Annotated in this window: 21 protein-coding genes; 11 read left to right on the forward strand and 10 right to left on the reverse strand. The window is 73.5% G+C overall.

Annotation, left to right across the window (positions count from 1 at the left end):
- The coding region (locus tag ACFVYK_RS34990; RefSeq protein ID WP_389780773.1) for an endo alpha-1,4 polygalactosaminidase at positions 1-648 on the forward strand (648 nt) is incomplete at its 5' end.
- A 13-nt stretch (positions 649-661) separates the two neighbouring features.
- Here the strand turns inward: ACFVYK_RS34990 and ACFVYK_RS34995 are convergent.
- On the reverse strand, positions 662-1,525 hold the full coding sequence (locus ACFVYK_RS34995) for an adenosylcobinamide-GDP ribazoletransferase (RefSeq protein ID WP_389780774.1): 864 nt from the start codon (positions 1,523-1,525) through the stop codon (positions 662-664).
- 67 nt (positions 1,526-1,592) lie between these two features.
- Here ACFVYK_RS34995 and ACFVYK_RS35000 point away from each other — a divergent pair, with 67 nt between their 5' ends.
- Complete coding sequence (locus ACFVYK_RS35000) at positions 1,593-2,357, forward strand: hypothetical protein (RefSeq protein WP_389780775.1); 765 nt, start codon at positions 1,593-1,595, stop codon at positions 2,355-2,357.
- Here the strand turns inward: ACFVYK_RS35000 and ACFVYK_RS35005 are convergent.
- From ACFVYK_RS35005 to cobT, 3 genes are all read right to left on the reverse strand, one after another.
- Positions 2,261-3,001: a hypothetical protein gene (locus tag ACFVYK_RS35005; RefSeq protein WP_389780776.1), complete on the reverse strand. Its 741-nt coding sequence runs from the start codon at positions 2,999-3,001 to the stop codon at positions 2,261-2,263. The genes ACFVYK_RS35000 and ACFVYK_RS35005 overlap by 97 nt on opposite strands.
- Entirely contained in the window at positions 2,998-4,743 is a 1,746-nt protein-coding gene (locus ACFVYK_RS35010; RefSeq protein ID WP_389780777.1) for a phosphatidylglycerol lysyltransferase domain-containing protein, read from the reverse strand. The genes ACFVYK_RS35005 and ACFVYK_RS35010 overlap by 4 nt, the downstream gene beginning before the upstream one ends.
- Positions 4,744-4,895: 152 nt before the next feature.
- Positions 4,896-6,020 (reverse strand): nicotinate-nucleotide--dimethylbenzimidazole phosphoribosyltransferase, encoded by a 1,125-nt coding sequence (gene cobT / locus ACFVYK_RS35015; protein ID WP_389780778.1) that lies wholly within the window; start codon positions 6,018-6,020, stop codon positions 4,896-4,898.
- A gap of 211 nt (positions 6,021-6,231) precedes the next feature.
- Here cobT and ACFVYK_RS35020 point away from each other — a divergent pair, with 211 nt between their 5' ends.
- Complete coding sequence (locus ACFVYK_RS35020) at positions 6,232-7,131, forward strand: class I SAM-dependent methyltransferase (RefSeq protein WP_389780779.1); 900 nt, start codon at positions 6,232-6,234, stop codon at positions 7,129-7,131.
- An 18-nt stretch (positions 7,132-7,149) separates the two neighbouring features.
- On the opposite strand, the gene ACFVYK_RS35025 is transcribed toward ACFVYK_RS35020, so the two are convergent.
- Entirely contained in the window at positions 7,150-8,358 is a 1,209-nt protein-coding gene (locus ACFVYK_RS35025; protein ID WP_389780780.1) for a bifunctional adenosylcobinamide kinase/adenosylcobinamide-phosphate guanylyltransferase, read from the reverse strand.
- Positions 8,359-8,472: 114 nt separating this feature from the next.
- Between ACFVYK_RS35025 and ACFVYK_RS35030 the strand changes: the two genes are divergently transcribed.
- Positions 8,473-8,685: a hypothetical protein gene (locus ACFVYK_RS35030; RefSeq protein ID WP_389780781.1), complete on the forward strand. Its 213-nt coding sequence runs from the start codon at positions 8,473-8,475 to the stop codon at positions 8,683-8,685.
- Between the two features lie 176 nt (positions 8,686-8,861).
- Here the strand turns inward: ACFVYK_RS35030 and ACFVYK_RS35035 are convergent, their stop codons facing one another.
- Both ACFVYK_RS35035 and ACFVYK_RS35040 read right to left on the reverse strand, forming a co-directional pair.
- Positions 8,862-9,563 carry a methyltransferase domain-containing protein gene (locus ACFVYK_RS35035; protein ID WP_389780782.1) on the reverse strand — a complete coding sequence of 234 codons (702 nt, stop codon included), beginning with the start codon at positions 9,561-9,563 and terminating at the stop codon, positions 8,862-8,864.
- Between the two features lie 83 nt (positions 9,564-9,646).
- Positions 9,647-10,240: a DUF3043 domain-containing protein gene (locus tag ACFVYK_RS35040; RefSeq protein ID WP_389780783.1), complete on the reverse strand. Its 594-nt coding sequence runs from the start codon at positions 10,238-10,240 to the stop codon at positions 9,647-9,649.
- A 301-nt stretch (positions 10,241-10,541) separates the two neighbouring features.
- Between ACFVYK_RS35040 and ACFVYK_RS35045 the strand changes: the two genes are divergently transcribed.
- The 5 genes from ACFVYK_RS35045 (at position 10,542) to ACFVYK_RS35065 (ending at position 15,960) form a co-directional block, all read left to right on the forward strand.
- The gene (locus ACFVYK_RS35045; protein WP_190147985.1) at positions 10,542-11,339 is read left to right on the forward strand and encodes a PspA/IM30 family protein; all 798 of its coding nucleotides are present in this window, start codon (positions 10,542-10,544) and stop codon (positions 11,337-11,339) included.
- Positions 11,340-11,372: 33 nt separating this feature from the next.
- Entirely contained in the window at positions 11,373-11,651 is a 279-nt protein-coding gene (locus ACFVYK_RS35050; RefSeq protein WP_389780784.1) for a hypothetical protein, read from the forward strand.
- Between the two features lie 102 nt (positions 11,652-11,753).
- On the forward strand, positions 11,754-12,992 hold the full coding sequence (locus tag ACFVYK_RS35055) for a sensor histidine kinase (protein WP_389780785.1): 1,239 nt from the start codon (positions 11,754-11,756) through the stop codon (positions 12,990-12,992).
- A complete protein-coding gene (locus ACFVYK_RS35060; protein WP_389780786.1) occupies positions 12,989-13,666 on the forward strand; it encodes a response regulator in 678 nt (225 codons plus the stop codon). Before ACFVYK_RS35055 ends, ACFVYK_RS35060 begins: the two co-directional genes overlap by 4 nt.
- Positions 13,667-13,758: 92 nt before the next feature.
- Positions 13,759-15,960 carry a PQQ-binding-like beta-propeller repeat protein gene (locus tag ACFVYK_RS35065; RefSeq protein ID WP_389780787.1) on the forward strand — a complete coding sequence of 734 codons (2,202 nt, stop codon included), beginning with the start codon at positions 13,759-13,761 and terminating at the stop codon, positions 15,958-15,960.
- 30 nt (positions 15,961-15,990) lie between these two features.
- On the opposite strand, the gene nadA is transcribed toward ACFVYK_RS35065, so the two are convergent.
- Positions 15,991-17,175, reverse strand: coding sequence for a quinolinate synthase NadA (gene nadA / locus ACFVYK_RS35070; RefSeq protein WP_389780788.1), 1,185 nt, complete (start codon positions 17,173-17,175; stop codon positions 15,991-15,993).
- A 244-nt stretch (positions 17,176-17,419) separates the two neighbouring features.
- On the opposite strand from nadA, the gene ACFVYK_RS35075 reads away from it, so the two are divergent.
- On the forward strand, positions 17,420-17,776 hold the full coding sequence (locus tag ACFVYK_RS35075) for an iron-sulfur cluster assembly accessory protein (RefSeq protein WP_030794551.1): 357 nt from the start codon (positions 17,420-17,422) through the stop codon (positions 17,774-17,776).
- A gap of 104 nt (positions 17,777-17,880) precedes the next feature.
- Here ACFVYK_RS35075 and ACFVYK_RS35080 read toward each other — a convergent pair whose 3' ends face one another.
- Both ACFVYK_RS35080 and ACFVYK_RS35085 read right to left on the reverse strand, forming a co-directional pair.
- Positions 17,881-19,869: a hypothetical protein gene (locus ACFVYK_RS35080; protein ID WP_389780789.1), complete on the reverse strand. Its 1,989-nt coding sequence runs from the start codon at positions 19,867-19,869 to the stop codon at positions 17,881-17,883.
- A 140-nt stretch (positions 19,870-20,009) separates the two neighbouring features.
- Entirely contained in the window at positions 20,010-20,219 is a 210-nt protein-coding gene (locus tag ACFVYK_RS35085; protein ID WP_389780790.1) for a hypothetical protein, read from the reverse strand.
- 129 nt (positions 20,220-20,348) lie between these two features.
- Here ACFVYK_RS35085 and ACFVYK_RS35090 point away from each other — a divergent pair, with 129 nt between their 5' ends.
- Positions 20,349-21,323: a carbohydrate kinase family protein gene (locus ACFVYK_RS35090; protein ID WP_389780791.1), complete on the forward strand. Its 975-nt coding sequence runs from the start codon at positions 20,349-20,351 to the stop codon at positions 21,321-21,323.
- The last annotated feature ends 177 nt before the right edge of the window (positions 21,324-21,500 follow it).

Raw genomic sequence — 21,500 nt, forward strand, 5'->3', positions numbered from 1 at the left:
CGCCTGGACACCTCCGTCGACGTGCCGGTCTACGACATCGACGGCTTCGACCACGACGCGGCCACGGTCGCCGGCCTGCACGCCGACGGCCGCCGGGTCGTCTGCTACCTCTCCACCGGAGCCTGGGAGGACTGGCGGCCCGACGCGAAGGAGTTCCCCGCCGCGGTGATCGGCGAGGGCAACGGCTGGGCGGGGGAGCGCTGGCTCGACGTCCGCAGGACGGACGTCCTGGAACCGCTGCTGGCGGCCCGCCTCGACATGTGCCGCGACAAGGGCTTCGACGCCGTCGAGCCGGACAACATGGACGGCTACCGGAACAGCACGGGCTTCCCGATCGGGGCCGCCGACCAACTGCGCTACAACCGCCTCGTCGCCCGGCTCGCCCATGAGCGCGGCATGGCCGTCGGCCTGAAGAACGACCTCGACCAGATCCCGGCCCTCGTCGGCGACTTCGACTTCGCGGTGAACGAACAGTGCGCGCAGTACGCCGAATGCGCGGAGCTGACCCCGTTCATCGAGGCGGGCAAGGCGGTCTTCCACGTGGAGTACGAACTGCCCACGAGTGCCTTCTGCGCCGACTCCCGCCGCCTGAAGCTCAGTTCACTGCGGAAGAAGGAGGAACTGGGAGCCTGGCGCGAATCCTGCTGACGGGCGCTCGCGTTCACCGTCCCAGACAGAGCACCACCAGGGCGGTGGTCGCCGCCGTCTCCGCCAGCCCGCCGAAGACGTCCCCGGTGACGCCGCCGAACCGGCGCGTGCAGTGCCGCAGGAGGAGTTCGGCGGCCACGAGGGCGGCGAGGACCGCCAGCGCCGGCCCGACGGCGTCGTACGGCTCGAAGAGGGGCCCGGCGGCTCCCGCCCGGACCGTTCCCGACCCGATCAGCACGACCACGCCTGTGCTCCCGTACGGCCCCCACCAGGCTCCCGCGCCCGCCGCGCCCAGCGCGACGGCGCCGGCGGCGAGGACCGCGCCGCGCACCGGGACCACCCCCGCCACCGCCGCGCCCAGCCCCTCCGGCCGCGCGGGCGGCACCCCGTCGCGGGCCGCCAGGGTCAGCGCGAGACGGGCGGCGACGGCCGACACCACGGCGGCCAGCGCGCCCAGCGCCCACGAGACCTCGTAGAGCTGGGTCAGCGCGGCCACCTGGGCCAGCAGCACCAGGACGAGCGTGAGGACGCCGAACGGGCCGATGTCCGACTGCTTCATGATCCGCAGCGCGTCCTCGGCGGGCTTGCCGCTGCCCAGCCCGTCCGCGGTGTCGGCCAGCCCGTCGAGGTGCAGCCCGCGCGTGAGGACGGCGGGCACGGCGGCGGAGGCCACGGCGGCCAGCAGCGGGCTCGCGCCGAGCCGGAGCAGCAGCAGCCCGAGTCCGGCCGCGCACCCGCCGACCACCAGCCCCACCAGGGGCGCGCTCAGCATGCCCCCGCGCGCGGCCGCACGGTCCCAGCGGGTCACCCTGACCGGGAGCACGGACAGGGTGCCGAAGGCGAAGCGGAGGCCGTCGAGGGGCGAGGTCGTGGACACGGCGGCAGAGTAGCCCGGACGCCGCACCCGCGAGGCAGCCCGCCCCGCCGCCCGCGAGACTGACGGCATGGGCCACTGGCTGCAGCGCAACGTCGTCGAACCGGGCAAGCTCCCCCTGCTGCTCGCCCTGGCCGCGTTCGTGCTCACCTTCCTGATCACCCGGGTCATCACCCGGCTGATCCGGGCCGGCAAGGGCCCCTTCGGCAACATCAGCTCCGGCGGCGTGCACATCCACCATGTGGTCCCAGGCGTCGTCCTGACCGTCGCGGGCGGCTTCGGCGCGGTGGCCAGCGGGCGGCACGGCTTCGGTTCGGGCGTCTGCGCGGTGATCTTCGGCATCGGGACGGGGCTCGTCCTGGACGAGTTCGCGCTGATCCTGCACCTGGACGACGTGTACTGGACGGAGGCGGGCCGCAAGAGCGTGGAGGCCGTGGTCCTGACGGCGGCGCTGGGCGGACTGCTGCTGGTGGGCTTCGCGCCGTTCGGCGTCAACGACATGAGCCACGAGGAACTGCAGGACCGCGGAGGCGTGCTGGCGACCGTCGCGGTCAACGTCCTCTTCTCGCTGGCCGTGCTGACCAAGGGCAAGGTGATGACGGCCGTGTTCAGCGTCTTCGTGCCCTTCGTGGGCCTGATCGGTCTGGTCCGGCTGGCCCGCCCCGGCTCGCTGTGGGCCCGCCGGTTCTACCGGCGTCGTCCCCGCGCGCGGGCGAGGGCGACGCTGCGCGCCTACCGTCACGACCGGCGCTGGGCCCGCCCGCGCCGGCTGGTGGGGGAGTGGCTGGGCGGCAAGACGGACGCGGAACTCACCGGCTCCGCCGGGCCGCGCTGACGCCGGCGCGCCTGAGCGGCCCCGCACAGCGCCAGGACCGCCGCGATCGCCGCCAGGTGCTCCTTGCCCGCCAGGTTGCCCTTCAGCGCGACCTCGACGGCCATCGCGGCGATCACCGCGGCGGCCGTGGCGTGCGCGCGATGCCGCCAGCCCAGGAACACCGCGAGGCCGACCACGGCCGCCGACGGGCCGGTGTCCACCACCAGGGCGTCGGAGGCGGGCAGCCCGAGCGGGCCCTGGGGGCCGAGGGCGATGCCCAGGCGCGCGTAGAGGGTCCCGGCGAGGGTGGCGGCGTAGGCGATGACGAGGGTGCGCCAGCGGCCGAGGCACAGCTCCGCGATCCCGAACACCAGCAGGACCTGCGCGAGGGCGCCCCACACCGGCAGGTCCAGCGCGGGGACGAAAAGCGACAACGGGGTCCGCAGCAGGGCGAGCCCCAGGGGGTCCTCGGCCCGCACCGCCCCGAGGTCCTGGACCGGCCGGTAGCCCCACGGCTGGTTCTGCACGATCTGGGTCGCCGACGTCAGGCACACCGCCGCCAGGGTCATCGGCGCCGCCCGCCACCGCCGCGCCGCCAGCGGCTTGCGGACGGCCGCGTACAGCGGCCCCCACTCGGCCCGGGCCCAGCGGACGAGCCGCCTCACCGACGGCTTTCCAGACGCCTGCGGTGCAGCCACTTCGGCAGCCCCGGCGCCTCCAGGAACCCCTCCGCCCGCGCCGCCGCGACGGCGATCCGGGGCAGGTCGGCGCTCGTCTCGAAGAGCAGGAACCGCGGCTCCCAGACGGGCCGGTACTTGGCGTTGGCGCGGTACAGCGACTCGATCTGCCACCAGCGCGAGAAGAAGCCGAGCAGCGACCGCCACAGCCTCAGCACCGGCCCGGCGCCGAGCCGCGAACCCCGTTCGAACACCGAGCGGAACATGGCGAAGTTGAGCGAGAGCTGCGTGATCCGGAGCCCCCCGGCCTCTCCGCCCTCCGCCGCGCGCCGGGCCAGCCGCAGCAGCTCGATGACCATGAACTCGATCAGTCCGTTGTCGCAGTCGCGGTCCCGGCGCATGAGGTCGAGGGACAGCCCGTGCGGCCCCCACGGCACGAAGGAGAGCAGCGCCCGCGGCTCGCCCGCGGCGTCGGCGCACTCCAGCATCACGCAGTGTCCGTCCCGAGGGTCCCCGAGCCGGCCGAGCGCCATGCTGAAGCCACGCTCGGTGGCCCCGTCCCGCCAGTCGTCGGCGCGTCGCACGAGGGACGCCATCTCGTCGGCCGGAATGTCCTCGTGCCGGCGGATCCGCACGGTGTACCCGGCCCGCCTGACCCGGTTGCAGGCCTGCCGGACGGTCCGCATGGCCCGCCCCTCCAGGGTGAACTCGGCGACGTCGACGATCGCCTCGTCGCCGAGTTCCAGGGCGTCCAGCCCGTGCCGGGCGTAGACCGTGCCGGCCTCCTCGCTCGCCCCCATCACCGCCGGGATCCACCCGTGCGCCCGCGCCTCGGCCAGCCACGGCTCGATGGCCCCGGGCCAGGCCTCCGGATCGCCGAGCGGATCCCCGGAGGCCAGCGACACCCCGCCGAGGACGCGGTAGGCGACGGCCGCCTTCCCGGTCGGCGACCAGCGCACGCTCTTCTCCCGGCGCAGGGCGAAGTACCCGAGCGAGTCCCGCTCGCCGTGCCGGTGGAGAAGCTCCCGCAGCCGCTTCTCGTCGTCCTCGGTGAGCGGGTCGACGGCCCGCCGGGAGCGGAAGGCGGCGTACAGGACGGCGAGGACGAGCGCCGTGCTCAGCACGTTGACGGCGACGTCGACCCAGGTGGGAGTGGTGATCCCGGCGACGCGATAGTCGTCGGCGGCGACGGAGACCAGCCGTAGCGCGCCGTAGCGCCAGCGTTCGAGGAAGGTGGAGGGGGCGGGAGACCGGTCGGTCGCCGTCACCAGCAGCGCGGCCAGCAGCGACGCGGCCAGCAGTCCGCCCGCCCCGACGGCCGCGGCGAGCCGGGGATTGGACCGGTCGCCCTTCGCGTAGAACTCCCGCCGCCCGGCGACCAGCGCGGCCACGAAGGCGGCGGTCAGCGCGAGTGAGACCCAGTTCTGGGGGCGGCCGCGGATCTCCTCGAACGCCATGGCCGGCGCGAACAGGCCCAGGAACGCCCCGCTCAGACAGAGGTTCAGGATCCACGCGGCCCGTTTGCGCCGCCGCATGGTGACGGCCAGGAACGCGGTGAACACCCCGGACGCGAACCCGGCCGTCAGCAGATACGGCGTGAAGAGGTCTTGCTGGTTGTGCCGCCGCACGTCCTGCCCCAGGGAGACCCACACCGCACTGAGGAAGTTGACGAACGCGACGGCGCGCAGGTACCAGACGGCGAAGGCGGCGGCGCCCCGGGTGTTGCCCATGATCGGTGATCATATGGCTGCACTTCCGGTAAACCGCTCTTTTGGCGCCGCCTGTCCCTTTTGGACAGCCGTCCCGCTCCCGCTCCCAGGCTCCCGCTCCGGCTCCCAGGCTCCCCGCTCCGTCGTCCCCTCCGTCGTCCCGCTGCGAGGGCCTACTCCGGCGCCCGTTCCTGCGCTGCTCCCTCGTCGCCCTTCTCGGCGGCGCCCTCGTCGGCCTTCTCGGCGGCCGCCTCGGGCTTCTCGGGCAGCTCCGCGGCCAGCGCGGCCGCCGCCCGCACCAACGGCAGGGCGAGCAGCGCCCCGGCGCCCTCGCCGACCTTCACGCCCTGGTCCAGCAGCGGTTCCAGAGCCATCCGGTCGAGCGCCTTCGCCTGCCCCGGCTCACCGCTCCGGTGGCCGGCCAGCCACCAGTCGGGCGCCCGGAAGGCGACCCGCTGGCCGACGAGCGCGCAGGCGGCCGCCACGACGCCGTCCAGCACCACCGGCACCTTGCGCACCGCGCACTGGAGCAGGAAACCCGTCATGGCCGCGAGATCGGCCCCGCCCACCGTCGCCAGCAGCTGCAGCTGCTCCCCGAGCACCGGCCGCGCCCGCCTCAGCGCGTCCCGGATCGCGGCGCACTTGCGCATCCACGCCAGGTCGTCGATCGCCTCGCCGCCGCGCCCGGTCACCACGGACGCGTCGGTCCCGCACAACGCGGCCACCAGCACGCCCGCGGCCGTCGTCCCGCCGACGCTCACGTCGCCGAGCACGACCAGATCGGTGCCGGAGTCCGCCTCCTCGTCCGCGACGGCCACGCCCGCCAGGAAGGCGGCCTCGGCCTCCTGGAGCGTCAGCGCGTCCTCGACGTCGATGCGGCCGCTGCCGCGCCGCACCCGGTGCCGCACGACGTCCGGCGGGAACGCGCCCGGGTCGCAGTCCAACGCCATGTCCACGACCCGCACCGGCACGTCGAGCCGACGGGCGAGCACGGACACCGGACGGCCGCCCTCCAGGACCTCGCGCACCAACTCCGCGGCGCTGCCCGCGGGTCGGGCCGAGACGCCGAGCTCGGCGACGCCGTGGTCGCCGGCGAACAGCACCACCCGCGGCCGCTCGATCGGCCGCACCGGCGACGAGCCCTGCGCCGCCGCCAGCCACTCAGCCAGGTCGTCCAGGCGCCCCAACGATCCGGGCGGCACGATCAGGCGCTCCCGGCGGGCCTCCGCGTCACGGCGCGTCCCGCCGTCGGGGCGCTCGATCAGATCGGTGAAGTCGTCGAGATTAAGCGAGCTCATTCGCCGAACAGTACCGGCACCGATCGAACGGTTCCGCGCCACATCGCCACCACACCGGCACGACGTCGTTGCACCCCGCACCGGTATCCCATACGTTCCGTTTCGCCGTATATCGCCAACCGTCCGTTCCGCCCGCCGCCAACCGTCCGTTCCGCCCCCCTCTCCCCTCTCCGCGCATCTCACCCCCTCCTCCTTCGCCCCGGAGCCGCTCATGCCGTACAGGCCCGTCCACGAGCCGCGCCGCGACGACTGCCCCTGGTGCGGCTCGAAGCGACTGCGCACCCGGCTGCGCGCACCGGACCTGCGGCTGCGCAGACCCGGCCTGTTCGCGCTCGACGAGTGCCGGGACTGCGCGCACGTCTTCCAGAACCCACGCCTGACTTCCGAGGGGCTCGAGCTCTACGCCGCCGAGGAGAACCGGCCCGTCGACCGCGGACGCCTGCTGGCCACGGCCCGCACGATGCTGCGCTTCCCCGAGCCGGAGAGCTGGCTGGACGTCGGGACGGGGGACGCGCCCTTCCCCGCGGCCGCCCGGGAACTGTTCGCCTACACGGCGTTCGACGGCGTCGACCCGACCCGGAGAGCGGAGCGGGCGCGGGTGGCGGGCCGGCTGGACGAAGCCCACGTGGGGCAGTTGACGGAGCCTCAGGTCCTGTCCCGGCTGCGCGGCCGCTACGACGTGGTCAGCATGCTGCACCACCTGGAACACACCCGGGACCCCCGACGGGAACTGGCGGCGGCGCTGACCGCCCTGCGTCCCGGCGGCCACCTGCTGCTCGAACTCCCCGACCCCGCCAGCGCGTTCGCACGCGTCCTAGGCAAGTGGTGGCACTCCTACGACCAGCCCCGCCACCTCCACCTGATCACCCTGGCCAACCTCCGGTCCGAACTGGAGGCGCGGGGCTGCGAGATCGTGCTCACGGACCGCAGAGCGGCCCACGCCCCGCTCGACCTGGCGGCGGCCGTCTCGCTCTACGCCGACCGCACCCGAGTGCCCCGGGCGGCCGGCTCCCTGAGCGCCCCGGCCGCGGCCCTCGACCACCTTCTGGCCCCGGTCCTGCGCCGCACCCGCTTCTCCAACGCCTACCGGATCGTCGCGCGCCGCGGCTGATTCCGGGCGGGCCCGCGCTCACCCGCGCAGCACCAGCGCCTGCCCCGCGACCACCAGCACGACCTGCTCGCACTCCTGCGCCACCGCCGCGTTCAGCCGCCCCAGCTCGTCCCGGTAGCGCCGCCCCGACGCCGTCGCCGGCACGATCCCCGAACCCACCTCGTTGGACACCAGCACCACGGTCCGCCGGGCCGAGCGCACCGCCCGCGCCAGCTCCGTCACGCGCGAGCGCAGGCCCCGCTCGCCGCCGTCCGCCCACAACGCGTCGTCCCACGCCCCGACGGAGTCCATGACGTCCGTCAGCCACAGCGACAGACAGTCGATCAGCAGCGGCGCGCCCTCCTGGGCCAGCAGCGGCTCCAGGTCGCAGGTCTCCGTCGTCCGCCACGACCCCGGCCGCCGCTCCCGGTGCGCGGCGACCCGCGAGGCCCACTCGGTGTCGCCGCCGCGGGAGCCTCCGGTGGCGACGTACAGCACGTCGGGGAAGGACTCCAGCCGCCGCTCGGCCTCCACCGACTTCCCCGACCGGGCGCCGCCCAGCACCATCGTCCGCCGCGGCACGTCCGGCACGTCCTCGTAGACCCCCACCGTGAGCGTCGAACCGTCCGGCACCGCCCGCGCGCCCGCCGCGGCGAGCCGCCGCCGCAGCTCCGCGCCCGGCGCCACGTCGTGGTCCAGATGGACGGCGACGACGTCGGTCGTCGGGCCCACCGCGCCCACGGCCCGCAGCTTCGCCAGCCCGTCCGGCCGCCCCACCACGTCCGTGAGGACCATGTCGTAGCGCTCGGCCGGCTCCGAGCCCTCCTCCAGCCCGGCCGGCGCGCCGCCGGGCGGCAGATACAGCAGCCGCTGCCCGTCCGGTCCCGTCACCGCGTACCCGGTGCCCGGCGCGTCCATCGCCACCGCCCGCACCCGATGCCCCGTCAGCAGCGCCAGATCCCGCCCGTCCTGCGCGCGGGCGGGCTGCGGCAGCCCGGCCGGCACCTCCACCGGCGGACCGTCGTGCGGGTGCGTCAGCAGGACCTGGCCCACCCCGCCCAGCGACCGTCCGGCCCGCGCGGCCGCGAACGCCGCGCCCGGAGTCAGGTCGAGCAACAGGGCCCCGTCCACGAGCAACGCGGTCGCGGCGCGCGCGTGCGCGCCGAGCGAGGTCGCGCACACGGCGCAGGAGCAGTCGGGGCGGGGCAGGCCCGCCGGGGCGCCGGTACCGAGCAGAGTGACTTCCACGGAGCTGATTTTCGCGCGTCCGACCAGGTCTTGCGCATCCGACTAGGCTGCGGAGCAGAAGCCGGACCTGGATCCGGCTTCTGCTCTGCCCGTGGTCACAGCTGGGAGGCGTACATGGCGGCATGGACGTGGCGGTTCGAGAAGTCCGACGGGACGGAGGTCGAACCCGCGGTGCAGCCCGAGGAGTTCACCACGCAGGGGGACGCCGAGTCCTGGATCGGTGAGGTCTGGAAGGACCTCCTCGAAGGCGGCGCCGACCAGGTCCGGCTCTTCGAGGACTCCGCGGAGATCTACGGTCCGATGAGCCTGCAGGCCAACGAGGCGTAGGGCCTCCCGTCCGGATCGGGCCCGGCTCGCCGGCCGCGCCCGATCCGCGCGGAGGACCTCGGCCGCACACCGGGGCGGCCGTACCCCGGTCGCCCCGCCCGCCGTTCGCCCGAACGAGCGCCGTTCACCTGAACGAGCGCCGTGCGCCCGAACGGGCGCAGCGCCGGGGCGTGCGCTCAGCCGCGCACGCCGCACAGGTGCAGCAATGCCGCCACCTGCCGATAGGGATCCGTCCGCCCGGCCCGCTCCTCGGCGGTCAGCAGGGCCTCGACGTCGTCGGGGATCTGCGCCGCGTCCGCGGCCGTGTCCGTGAAGACCCGCACGCCGTACCAGGCCTGCAGCGGCGCCCCGATCCCGGCGAGCGTGCCGGTCAGCGTCGCCAGCCGGTCGGCCCGGACGGCCAGACCGAGCCGGTTGCGGTAGGAGACGGTGTCGAACGCGCCCAGCGCGCCCGTCCAGTCCCCGGACAGCCCCGGCCGCATGGCCAGCGCGTCCGCGTTGCGCACCAGCAGCGACAGCAGCCCGCCCGGCGCCAGCATCCGGGCGAGCCCCGCGAGCAGGGCGTCCGGCTCCTCGACGTACATGAGCACGCCGTGGCACAGCACCACGTCGAAGCTGCCGGGCAGGAAGTGAACCCCGGTGTCCCGGCCGTCGCCCTCGATGATCCGCATCCGCTCCCGGATGCCCTCGGGCTCGCCGGACAGCGCCTCACGGGCCGCGGCGATCATCGTCGGGTCCTGTTCGAGACCGGTCACCTGGTGCCCGAGCCGGGCCAGCCGCAGCGCCTGCGTGCCCTGGCCCATGCCCACGTCGAGCACCCGCAGCCGCTGACCGACCGGGTAACGCGCCGCTATCTGCTCGTCGAGCTGCCGGGCCACCAGCTCCTGACGTACGACGTCACGCAGCCCGCCCAGCCTCTTCAGCCAGGCCTTGGCCGCCCCCCCGGAGAAAGCCGCAGTGCTCAGAGTCGCCCTCCACGCTTGACCTGCGGCTTCGGCAGCCGGAGCCGGCGCATCTGCAGCGAGCGCATCAGCGCGTACGCCACCGCGCCCCGGCGGTTGTGCCCCTCGAAGCGCTCGGCCAGCTGCTTGCGCAGCCGGAAACCGGTGACGAGCGAGTCCAGCACGATCAGCACGATCACCACCAGCCACAGCAGCAGGGCGATGGTCTGCAGCGAGCCCACCCGCACCACGCTCAGCACGAGGATGATCACGGCCATCGGGAGGAAGAACTCCGCCACGTTGAACCGCGAGTCGATGAAGTCCCGCGCGAACTTGCGGACGGGCCCCTTGTCGCGGGCCGGCAGATACCGCTCGTCCCCGCCCGCCAGCGCCTGGCGCTGGCGGTCCATCTGGGCGCGGCGCTCGTCGCGCTGGCGCTTGGCCGCGTCCTTGCGCGACGTCGACGTGTTGGCGACGCTACGGCGCTGGGACTGGGCCTCACTGCGCTTGGGCGTGGGCCGACCCTTCTTCGCCTGGGGGTCGCGGGGCTGCTTGGAGTCGGTCACCACCGCGTGGGCGGGGGCCTTCTCTTCCTTGGCACGGCTACGGAACACAAAACCCAAGGGTAAGCGCTCCCGAGCATGGACCCCAGCCCGCAGGGGAACGATCCGGCAACACCAGTCGTCTGGAACAAGGGACAGACCGGACGAGAACCAGGAAGAGGGGGCACAGGGTGACCTACCGCTCACCCTGAGGGTCACCTACTCCTCACGCCGGAGCCGGGGCTCGGCCAGTCGTCCTTGGGGAGGAGCGCATCCGTCCCCGAACAGTGCGTCAATGGATGCAGGGCCCGTACTGTGGGTTCTGTCGCAGACCTGAGAGCCGGAGTCCGTCAGAAGGGGGCGCGCGAAGCCCATGAGCGGTGTCATGAAGCGTATGGGGATGATCTTCCGCGCGAAGGCGAACAAGGCCCTTGACCGGGCCGAGGACCCGCGCGAAACCCTCGACTACTCGTATCAGAAGCAACTGGAGCTCCTGCAGAAGGTCCGTCGCGGCGTCGCCGACGTCGCCACCTCGCGCAAGCGCCTGGAACTGCAGCTGAACCAGCTGCAGTCGCAGTCCACCAAGCTGGAGGACCAGGGCCGCAAGGCGCTCGCCCTCGGCCGTGAGGACCTCGCCCGCGAGGCCCTTTCCCGCCGGGCCGCGCTCCAGCAGCAGGTCACCGACCTGGAGACGCAGCACTCCACGCTCCAGGGCGAGGAGGAGAAGCTCACCCTCGCGGCGCAGCGCCTCCAGGCCAAGGTGGACGCCTTCCGCACGAAGAAGGAGACCATCAAGGCCACCTACACCGCCGCCCAGGCCCAGACCCGCATCGGCGAGGCCTTCTCCGGCATCTCCGAGGAGATGGGCGACGTCGGCCTGGCCATCCAGCGTGCCGAGGACAAGACCGCGCAGCTCCAGGCGCGGGCCGGCGCCCTCGACGAGCTCATGGCCTCCGGCGCCCTCGACGACCCGACCGGCATCGCCAAGGACGACCTCCAGGCCGAGCTGGACCGGCTGTCCGGTGGTACGGATGTAGAGCTGGAACTGCAGCGCATGAAGGCGGAGCTCGCCGGAGGCTCGTCCTCGGGGCAGCAGGCCATCGAGGGCGGCACGAGCCCGTCGCAGTCCCAGCAGCAGCCGCAGGACACCCCGCGCTTCGACAAGCAGTAGCCCGGCGCCGGGGCCCGGAGCCGAGGAGGCGACGTGATCGTACGGATCATGGGGGAGGGCCAGTGGAAGCTGGCCGACTCCCACTTCGTCGAACTGAGCGAGCTGGACGACGAGCTGCTCGCCGAGATGGAGAGCGGCGACGAGTCCGGCTTCCACCGCACCCTCGGCGCCCTCCTGGACGCCGTCCGCCGTCTGGGCGATCCCCTTCCGGACGACGCCCTGGAACCCTCCGAGCTCATCCTCCCCTCGCCGGACGCGAGTCTGGAGGAGGTCCGGCAGATGCTCGGCGACGACGGCCTGATCCCCGGGTGAGCAGGCGGTCCGGGGCGGCCCCTTGAGGCGCAGCGGGGGCCCGGCGGTCACGGTCCCCGGCTACGGCAAGGAAAGCGACGGCAACTGAAAAGTGACCCCCCGGTGACCCCCCTCGCCCGGGCCCAGCACCAGCTGAAGGCCCACCCGCTGGCACTCGACGCCTCTCTCGCGGCCGGTGTGCTGCTCTGCATGCTCGCGGGCTCCTTCGTCGACCCGCACGGAGAGCAGGGGGTCAGCTGGAGCGTGCGCAGCCCGGACCCGCTCAGCCTGCTGTTGATCACCTTCAGCGCCGTCGCCCTCGTCTTCCGGCGCAGCGCCCCCATGACGGTCCTCGCCCTCACCGGCGCCGCCTCCGTGATCGAGTCCGTCACCGGCGATCCGCGCGCCCCCGTCGCCATGTCCGCCGTCGTGGCCCTGTTCACCGTCGCGGCCGCCACCGACCGCCCCACCACCGTGCGCGCCGGTCTGCTCACCATGACGGTGCTCACCGGCGCGGCCATGCTCGCCGGGCCGCTGCCCTGGTACGCCCAGGAAAACCTCGGCATCCTCGCCTGGACCGGCATCGGCGCCACCGCCGGGGACGCCGTCCGCAGCCGCCAGGCCGCCGTCCAGGCCATCCGGGACCGTGCCGAGCGCGCGGAACGCACCCGCGAGGAGGAGGCCCGCCGCAGGGTGGCCGAGGAACGCCTGCGCATCGCCCGCGACCTGCACGACGTCGTCGCCCACCACATCGCCCTGGTCAACGTCCAGGCCGGAGTGGCCGCGCACGTCATGGACAAGCGGCCCGACCAGGCCAAGGAGGCCCTCGCGCACGTCCGCGAGGCCAGCCGCTCAGCGCTCAACGAACTGCGCGCCACCGTCGGCCTGCTGCGCCAGTCCGGCGATCCCGAGGCCCCCACCGAGCCCGCCCCCGGACTGGACCGCCTCGACGAGCTCGTCGGGACCTTCCGCAGCGCCGGCCTGCGGGTCGAGGTCGCCCGCACCGACCACGGCACCGAGCTCCCCGCCGCCGTCCAACTGGCCGCCTACCGGGTCGTCCAGGAGGCCCTGACCAACGTCCAAAAGCATGCGGGACCGGAGGCGAAGGCCGAGGTCAGCATCGTGCGCGTGGGACCGAACATCGAGGTCACGGTCCTGGACGACGGGCGTCCGGCCGACGAGGAGAACCTGCCGGCCGGCGGCGGCCACGGGCTGCTCGGCATGCGCGAACGCGTCACCGCCCTGCGCGGCACCCTCACCACCGGCCCGCGCTACGGGAGCGGCTTCCGCGTCCACGCGATCCTGCCGGTCAAGACCCGCGCCCGTACCGCGGCGCCCGGCACCGCAGAGGATCCCGTATGACCATCCGCGTCCTGCTCGCCGACGACCAGGCGCTGTTGCGCAGCGCGTTCCGCGTGCTCGTCGACTCCGAGCCCGACATGCAGGTGGTCGGAGAGGCGTCCGACGGCGCGGAGGCGGTCGCGCTGGCGAAGCGCGAGCGCGCCGACGTCGTCCTGATGGACATCCGCATGCCCGGCACGGACGGGCTCGCCGCGACCCGCCTGATCAGCGCCGACCCCTCGCTCGCCCAGGTGCGGGTGGTCATCCTGACGACCTTCGAGGTCGACGACTACGTCGTGCAGTCGCTGCGGGCGGGCGCCTCCGGCTTCCTCGGCAAGGGCAGCGAGCCGGAGGAACTGCTCAGCGCGATCAGGATCGCCGCGGGCGGCGAGGCGCTGCTCTCGCCCACCGCCACCAAGGGCCTCATCGCCCGCTTCCTCGCCCAGGGCGGCGCGGCCGACGACGACCCCGCCCGCTCCGCCCGCCTGGACGCGCTGACCGTGCGCGAGCGCGAGGTGCTCGTCCAGGTCGCCGGCGGGCACTCCAACGACGAGATCGCCGAGCGCCTGGAGGTCAGTCCGCTCACGGTGAAGACGCACGTCAACCGGTCCATGGCCAAGCTGGGCGCCCGCGACCGGGCCCAGCTCGTGGTGATCGCCTACGAGTCGGGGCTGGTGCGCCCGAGGGCGGACTGAGCCCGCCTCGTCGCCCCCGTCGGCGGCGGGCTTCGGCGGGCTTCCCTATGCTGGGCGCCTGAACTGCTCTGCGGGGGAGGGTGATCGGAGCGGTGTCGCTGCACAAGGACGACCCGAAGGCACTCGGGGGATACCGGATCGTCGACCGGCTCGGGGCCGGCGGCATGGGCGTCGTCTACCGCGGCCGGTCGCGCTCGGGGCGTGAGGTCGCCGTCAAGGTCGTGCACGCCCAGTACGCCGAGGACCCGGTCTTCCGCGCCCGTTTCCGGCAGGAGATCGAGGCCGTCCGCAAGGTCAGCGGCGCCTTCACCGCCCCGGTCGTGGACGCCGACCCGGAGGCCGCCCGGCCCTGGATGGCCACCCAGTACGTGCCGGGACCCGCGCTCTCGGCCCGCATCCGCGATCACGGCCCACTGCGCGGAGAGGAACTGCGCCGGCTCGTCCTCGGCCTGGTGGAGGCCCTGCGGGAGATCCACCGGGCCGGGGTGGTGCACCGCGACCTCAAGCCCGGCAACGTCCTGATGGCCGACGACGGGCCCCGCGTCATCGACTTCGGGATCTCCCGCGCGGCCGAGAACCAGACGCTGACCGAGACCGGCCACATGATCGGCACCCCGCCGTTCATGTCCCCGGAACAGCTCAGGGACGCCCGCTCGGTGGGCCCCGCCTCCGACGTCTTCTCCCTGGGCGCCCTCCTGACGTACGCGGCGACGGGACGCGGTCCCTTCGACACCGACAGCCCGTATCTGACGGCGTGGCGGGTCATCAACGAGGCTCCGCAGCTGGACCGTCTGCCGCCGGCCCTGCGCGGCATCCTGTCGCGCTGCCTGGCCAAGTCCGCCGACGAACGGCCCACGCTGGACGAGCTGTCGAAAGAACTCGAGGCGGTCCTGCCCGAGGGGATACTCGAGGACCCGGCCGCCGTGGCGCGATGTCGGCCGGACCCCGTGGCGGAGCCGGCAGCGATCGCCGCGCCGGCCGCGCGGTCCCGGCGGCGCCTGTTCGCCCTGGCCGGGACGGCCGCCGTGCTCGCCGTCGCGCTCACGGTCGCCTTCGTCCTCGGTCTGCCGAACGGCGGCGGCTCGGATGCCGACGGTTCCCCGAGCCCGACGAGGAGCTCCCGGTGGGCCGCCGTGCCGACCGGCTGGAAGCCCTGGAACACCACGGTGCGGGCGGCGGCCGAGAGCGGCGTCACCGGGGCCCCGGGATCCGCCGGAGACGCGGGAACACCGACCTGCGCACTCAGCGGCGACGCCCTCTACTGCACCGGACCGGGCGCCCTGCCGGTCCGCATCGACGTGCTGACCGGCCGCATCCGGTGGCGGGCCGACATCGCCCCGACCGGGCCGTCGGCCAGCGGGTACGAGGGGCAACTCCTCGGGGTCCGCGACGGGGTGGTGCTGGTGCGCCGTTCCGCGCTCACCCGGTCCGAGAACGACCCGAGGACGGTCGACGCCCTGGACGCCGACACCGGCCGTCGGCTGTGGTCGGAGCCCCTGACCGCACGCAACGGCACCCCCGGCCTCGCGGGCGGGCTGGCTCTCGTCCCCGACCCCGACAGCCGCACGGTGACCGCCCGTTCCCTCCGCCGCGGCACCCGCCTCTGGTCGGCGCCGCTGCCCGCCGACCACGCGTGCTCCTTCCACGACCTGGGCAAGGGTCTGTACGCCGTGTGCAGCAGGTTCGACGGTGGCAGCCCGGGCACCCGGCTGATCTCCCTGAACCCCGCGGACGGCGCGACCCGCCCGCTGGCCAAGCTCGCCGCCCAGGTGGTCCCGCTGGGGGAGGCCGAGGGCCGTCTGGTCTTCCTGGAGGAGAGCGAGACGAGCCGGGAGAGCTCCGGTGACCAGACCTACGCGCGAGCGGTGCTCGTGAACCCGACGAGCGGAGCACGCGACACGGTGCCGCTCGCGGGGGAACCCGGCGGTCAGGTGTCCCTGACCGAGGGGCTGCTCTGCTTCGCGGCGTTCAACGGCGTCGTCACGGCGGTCTCGCCGATGACGGGAGAGCAGCAGTGGCGGACCCGCACGACGTTGGAGCAGCCGGGACAGCCCATCACCGACGAACGGGGGGCCACCGTGTTCCTCGCGAGCGTGAGCGGACGCCTGGCGGCCCTGGACTCCGGCGAGGGCACCGTCCTGTGGGAGTCCCTGCCGCACTCGGACCGCGCGACGAACTCCGGCTGGGTGTCCACGCTGTTCCGCCGGGCGGGCGCGCTCGTGGCGGTCACTCCCGACGGAACCGTCTTCTCCGCCGACCCGGCGCGTCCGGACAGCACTCCGGCCCCGTCGTGACCGAGCACGCCGGGGCCGGTGGCGTTCCTGCTACGGCAGCGCCAGCATCCGCTCCAGGGCCAGCTTCGCGAACCTCTCGGTCTCCTCGTCGACCTCGATGCGGTTGACCAGCTTGCCCTCGGCCAGGGACTCCAGGGTCCACACCAGGTGGGGCAGGTCGATGCGGTTCATGGTCGAGCAGAAGCAGACCGTCTTGTCGAGGAAGACGATCTCCTTGCCCTCGGGAGCGAAACGGTTCGCCAGTCGGCGCACCAGGTTCAGCTCGGTGCCGATGGCCCACTTGGAGCCGGCCGGGGCCGCTTCCAGCGCCTTGATGATGTACTCGGTCGAGCCGACGTAGTCCGCCGCGGCCACGACCTCGTGCCGGCACTCCGGGTGCACGAGGACGTTCACGCCGGGGATCCGGGCGCGGACGTCCTCGACCGATTCCAGGCTGAAGCGGCCGTGCACCGAGCAGTGGCCGCGCCACAGGATCATCTTCGCGTCGCGCAGCTGCTCGGCGGTCAGCCCGCCGTTCGGCTTGTGCGGGTTGTAGAGGACGCAGTCCTCCAGGGACAGGCCCATGTCGCGGACGGCCGTGTTGCGGCCGAGATGCTGGTCCGGCAGGAAGAGCACCTTCTCGCCCCGTGCGAAGGCCCACTCCAGGGCCCGCTGGGCGTTGGAGGAGGTGCAGATGGTGCCGCCGTGCCTGCCCGTGAACGCCTTGATGTCCGCGGAGGAGTTCATGTACGAGACGGGCACGACCTGCTCGGCGACGCCGGCCTCGGTCAGCACGTCCCAGCACTCGGCGACCTGCTCGGCGGTGGCCATGTCGGCCATCGAGCAGCCGGCGGCGAGGTCGGGCAGGACCACCTTCTGGTCGGCCGACGTCAGGATGTCGGCGGACTCGGCCATGAAGTGCACACCGCAGAAGACGATGTACTCGGCCTCCGGGCGGGCGGCCGCGTCCCGGGCCAGCTTGAAGGAGTCGCCCGTGACGTCGGCGAACTGGATGACCTCGTCGCGCTGGTAGTGGTGGCCGAGCACGAAGACCTTGTCACCGAGCTTCGCCTTGGCGGCGCGGGCGCGCTCGACCAGGTCCGGGTCGGAGGGCGAGGGCAGATCGCCGGGGCACTCGACGCCCCGCTCGCTCCTCGGGTCGGCCTCACGGCCGAGCAGCAACAGGGCGAGCGGAGTCGGCTGTACGTCGAGCTCCGTGGTCTGGGCGGTGGTCACGACACGCACCCTTTCTACTTTTCGTCGAATTGACGTTATCTATCATAACCTGCTTCACGTCACTTTGACGATGGTCATTGCGTCGGTGTGACGTGAATCCCCGTGAGGCGTTTTCCGCCCGCAACCGCGTGTGCGAGCATGAGAAGGGAACGACGAAGACAACAGCTCGGCCCGGAATGAATCCGCGGCCCCGTCGGTTGCAACCGTCGGCAAGCAGTCTCCGTACAACCCGGGAGAGATGTAGATGTCCGTATCGGACGAGACCAGCACCGTCACCGACGGCATCATCCTGTCCGACGCCGCCGCGGCGAAGGTCAAGGCCCTGCTCGACCAGGAAGGCCGTGACGACCTGGCCCTGCGTGTCGCCGTTCAGCCCGGCGGCTGCTCCGGCCTGCGCTACCAGCTCTTCTTCGACGAGCGTTCCCTGGACGGGGACGTCGTCAAGGACTTCGACGGCGTCAAGGTCGTCACCGACCGCATGAGCGCCCCGTACCTGGGCGGCGCGTCGATCGACTTCGTCGACACGATCGAGAAGCAGGGCTTCACGATCGACAACCCGAACGCGACGGGCTCCTGCGCCTGTGGTGACTCCTTCAGCTAGCAGTCGCGGCCGCACGGCCGGACGACGCGAAGGCGGCGGCTCCCTTCCAGGGGGCCGCCGCCTTCGCGTTCGCCACGGTAGAGCCGTTCGACGGCCGGGCGCCGCTACCGCGTCTGCGGCAGCCGGGCCCCCGGCTTCTCCAGCGGGAGGGCCCTGCCGTCCGAACCGACCACCTTGCGGCCGCCCGGCGCCTCGTCCAACTGCACGACCTGGTGGTAGACCTTGGCGATCATGATGCAGACCTTGTCCGGCCACGGCGTCTTCGTCACGGTGACCTTCACCTCGCTGCCGGTCTCCACCGCGGTCGCCTTGTAGTCGGCGCACACCCCGCCCGTGAAGGCCACCGTCAGTTCCCTGCCCTCGACGGTATAGCCGTCCACCCGCACGTTCCGCCCACCGGACGTGCCGGTCGGGGTCGGCGTGGGCGCGGGCGTCGTCGCCGACTTCAGATACGCGGGCTCGACGGCCGGCTGCGTCACCGTGTAGCCGGCCTCGGTCCCCGCCGCCTTCACCTCGAACAGCCAGGACGGCACGAGCACCTGCCGGCCGTCCGATGTGTGCGGGGCCAGCCCGAGCACCGCGTTCTCGACCGTCGCCGTCTGGCGGGCGGCGCCCGTCGACGCACCGCACGGACTCTCCAGCCGGTCCTTGAGCGGCACCGGACTGGCGCATCCGCCGACGCCCATCCGGTGGCCGCCGCCGGGCGCGGCGTTCAGCGCGTCCAGCGCCTCCCGCGCGCTCAGCAGGGGGTAGGTGGCGCCCTTCACCGGCGCTTCCAGCTGCCCGTTCCCGCCGACGACCTCGCCCTGCGCGTTGACGCTGACCCCGGTCGTCCAGCCGTAGGAGGGCAGGCCGCCGATCACCGGCTCGGCGTTCACCACCCGCTGGGCGCCCATGACCTGGCTCGCGTCCACCTTGGCGTCGTCCTGGCCCACCGCCTTGAGGACCGGCGCGGCGGCCCTCTTCGCGGCCGCCTCGCTCACCGGGTCGACGGCCGCGGACGCGGAGCCCGGGGTGCACTTGACGGCGCCGCCCGAACAGTCGTCGGTGCCGGGCGCATACCGGGTGAACGTCCACATGCCCGGGGCCTGCCGGTTCACCCGCAGCACGGGGCCGGAGCCGTCGTTGCCGACGCCGACCTTCCAGGCCTCCCCGTCGGCCACCGGCGTCCCCTCGACGCCCAGCGCCTTCGCCAGGGCGGCCACGTCGTCCTGGCCGACCTCGCCCCGCGCCCAGTACACGGGCGCGGCGCCGGGACCGGCGGGCAGCGGCCCGGCGGCCCGGTAGGTCACCCCGTAGGGGTTCGGCTCACCGGGCGCGATGCCGTTGGTGCCGCCGGTCCCGCCCTGGGAGGCGCCCGCGCTCGCGGAGTAGTCGTCCAGGGCGAGGGCGGCGGGGGTGCCCCCGCCGGACGGCGCCCCGGCTCCGGAACCGCCGCCGGAACCGCCGAAGGCTCCGGAGGCGAGGTAGGCCCCGCCGCCGCCCACCAGGAGTACCGCGGCCGCGACGGAGGCGATGAGCGCGGGGGAGCGGCGCCGGGGCCCACCGGAAGCCTCGCCGCCGTTCGAGTGAGTCACGACCGGCTCGTCGACCGGCTCGTCGACCGGGGCGCCGGGCTCCCCGGCGGACGGCTCGCGGCCGGAGGGCCCGTCGGCGCCGGGGGTGTTCTCGGAAGCGGTCCCGGAAACGGCGGCGGACGGCTCCTCGGCGGGCTGGGGACGGGCGTCGTCGTCCGGAGCGCCCCGCTCCGCCGTGACCGCCGCCTGCGTCGTGTCCGCCGTCGCCCCCTCGCCGGAACCCTCCCCGGCATCGGCCGTGTCCGCAGCGGCCCTGTCCGCAGCGGCCCCGTCCGTCGTCGGCGCCCCCGCCGGGGCCTTCTCCGCCGACGCTTTCCCGGACGGGGCCTCCTCCTCGGCCTTCGCCGGCTCGGCCGTCGTCTCCTCGGAACCCGTCGTCTCCTGGGAACCCGTCGTCTCCTGGGAACCCGTCGTCTCCTGGGAACCCGTGGTCTCCTGGGAACCCGTGGTCTCCTGGGAATCCTTCGTCTCCGGCTCGCGCGCGGCGTCGTCGTTCTCGGGTCGCTCGGTGTTCACCGCATCGCTCCTTCGGCTGCCCTGCTGTCGTACCCCGCATCCCCCTGACGAGGGATGCCGATGGGACGCGGCGGGGGAGCGCACGGTTCCCTTCCGGGCGCCGTACCGGAGAAACGGGGGATCCAGAACCCCTTCTGTCCCTAGTTGCCGTAGTCGGGCATGGCCTCCAGCAGCCGTGCCGACGTCGCCGGGACGTTGACGCCGTGGATGCGGGACGGGGAGACCGGACGGGAAAGGATCTTCTCCGGGACCGCCCAGTGCGGAGCCATCCGGGCGCAGTCGCCGCGCAGCGACGCCAGGTCGCCGTCGAGCTCGGCCGAGTCGGGGGAGTGGACCTCGAGGTTCGTCATAACCGAACCGTATGCACGCACGGCCTGCGAAGAAAGATCTACTATCGGGTAGTTTCATGTGCTTCAGTGGCGCGGACGGACCGGGTAGCGTGAACTGTCAATCCCCCTCCCCACAGGAGAGTCCACGCCGTGCGCATCGCAGTCACCGGCTCCATCGCGACCGACCACCTCATGACGTTCCCCGGCCGCTTCGCCGACCAGCTCGTCGCGGACCAGTTGCACACGGTCTCGCTCTCCTTCCTGGTCGACAACCTCGACGTACGCCGGGGCGGCGTGGGGGCGAACGTCGCCTTCGGCATGGGGCAGCTGGGCACCCGCCCGGTCCTCGTCGGCGCCGCGGGCGCGGACTTCGACGAGTACCGGGCCTGGCTGGACCGGCACGGCGTCGACACCGGGTCCGTCCGCATCTCCGAGACCCTGCACACGGCCCGTTTCGTGTGCACCACCGACGCCGACCACAACCAGATCGGCTCCTTCTACACCGGTGCGATGAGCGAGGCCCGCCTCATCGAGCTGAAGACCGTCGCCGACCGCGTGGGCGGCCTGGACCTGGTGCTGATCGGCGCCGACGACCCGGAGGCCATGCTCCGCCACACGGAGGAGTGCCGCTCCCGCGCGATCCCCTTCGCCGCCGACTTCTCGCAGCAGATCGCCCGGATGGGCGGCGAGGAGATCCGGATACTGCTGGAGGGTGCGACGTACCTGTTCTCCAACGAGTACGAGAAGGGCCTCATCGAGTCCAAGACCGGCTGGTCGGACGCCGAGATCCTGGCCAAGGTCGGCCACCGGGTCACCACCCTCGGCGCGCGCGGCGTGCGCATCGAGCGCGCCGGCGAGGACCCGATCGAGGTCGGCTGCCCGCAGGAGGAGCGCAAGGTCGAGCCCACCGGCGTCGGCGACGCCTTCCGCGCCGGCTTCCTCTCCGGTCTGGCCTGGGGGGTCTCCCTGGAGCGCGCCGCCCAGATCGGCTGCATGCTCGCCACCCTCGTCATCGAGACCGTCGGCACGCAGGAGTACCAGCTGCGCCGCGCCCACTTCATGGACCGCTTCGCCGTCGCGTACGGCGACGAGGCCGCCTCCGAGGTGCGCAAGCACCTGGCCTGACTCAGGACGTCGGCCTGACTCAGGACGTCCGGCGGACCGTGTGGACGGCCCCGCGGTCCGCCGGCTCCTCACCGACGTCCCGCCTCCGAGGCGCGCAAGCACCTGGCCCGACTCAGGACGTCGGCCTGACTCAGGACGTCGGCCTGACTCAGGACGTCCGGCGGACCGTGTAGACGG

The organism is Streptomyces sp. NPDC058291 (genome assembly GCF_042880855.1).
Taxonomy (GTDB): domain Bacteria; phylum Actinomycetota; class Actinomycetes; order Streptomycetales; family Streptomycetaceae; genus Streptomyces.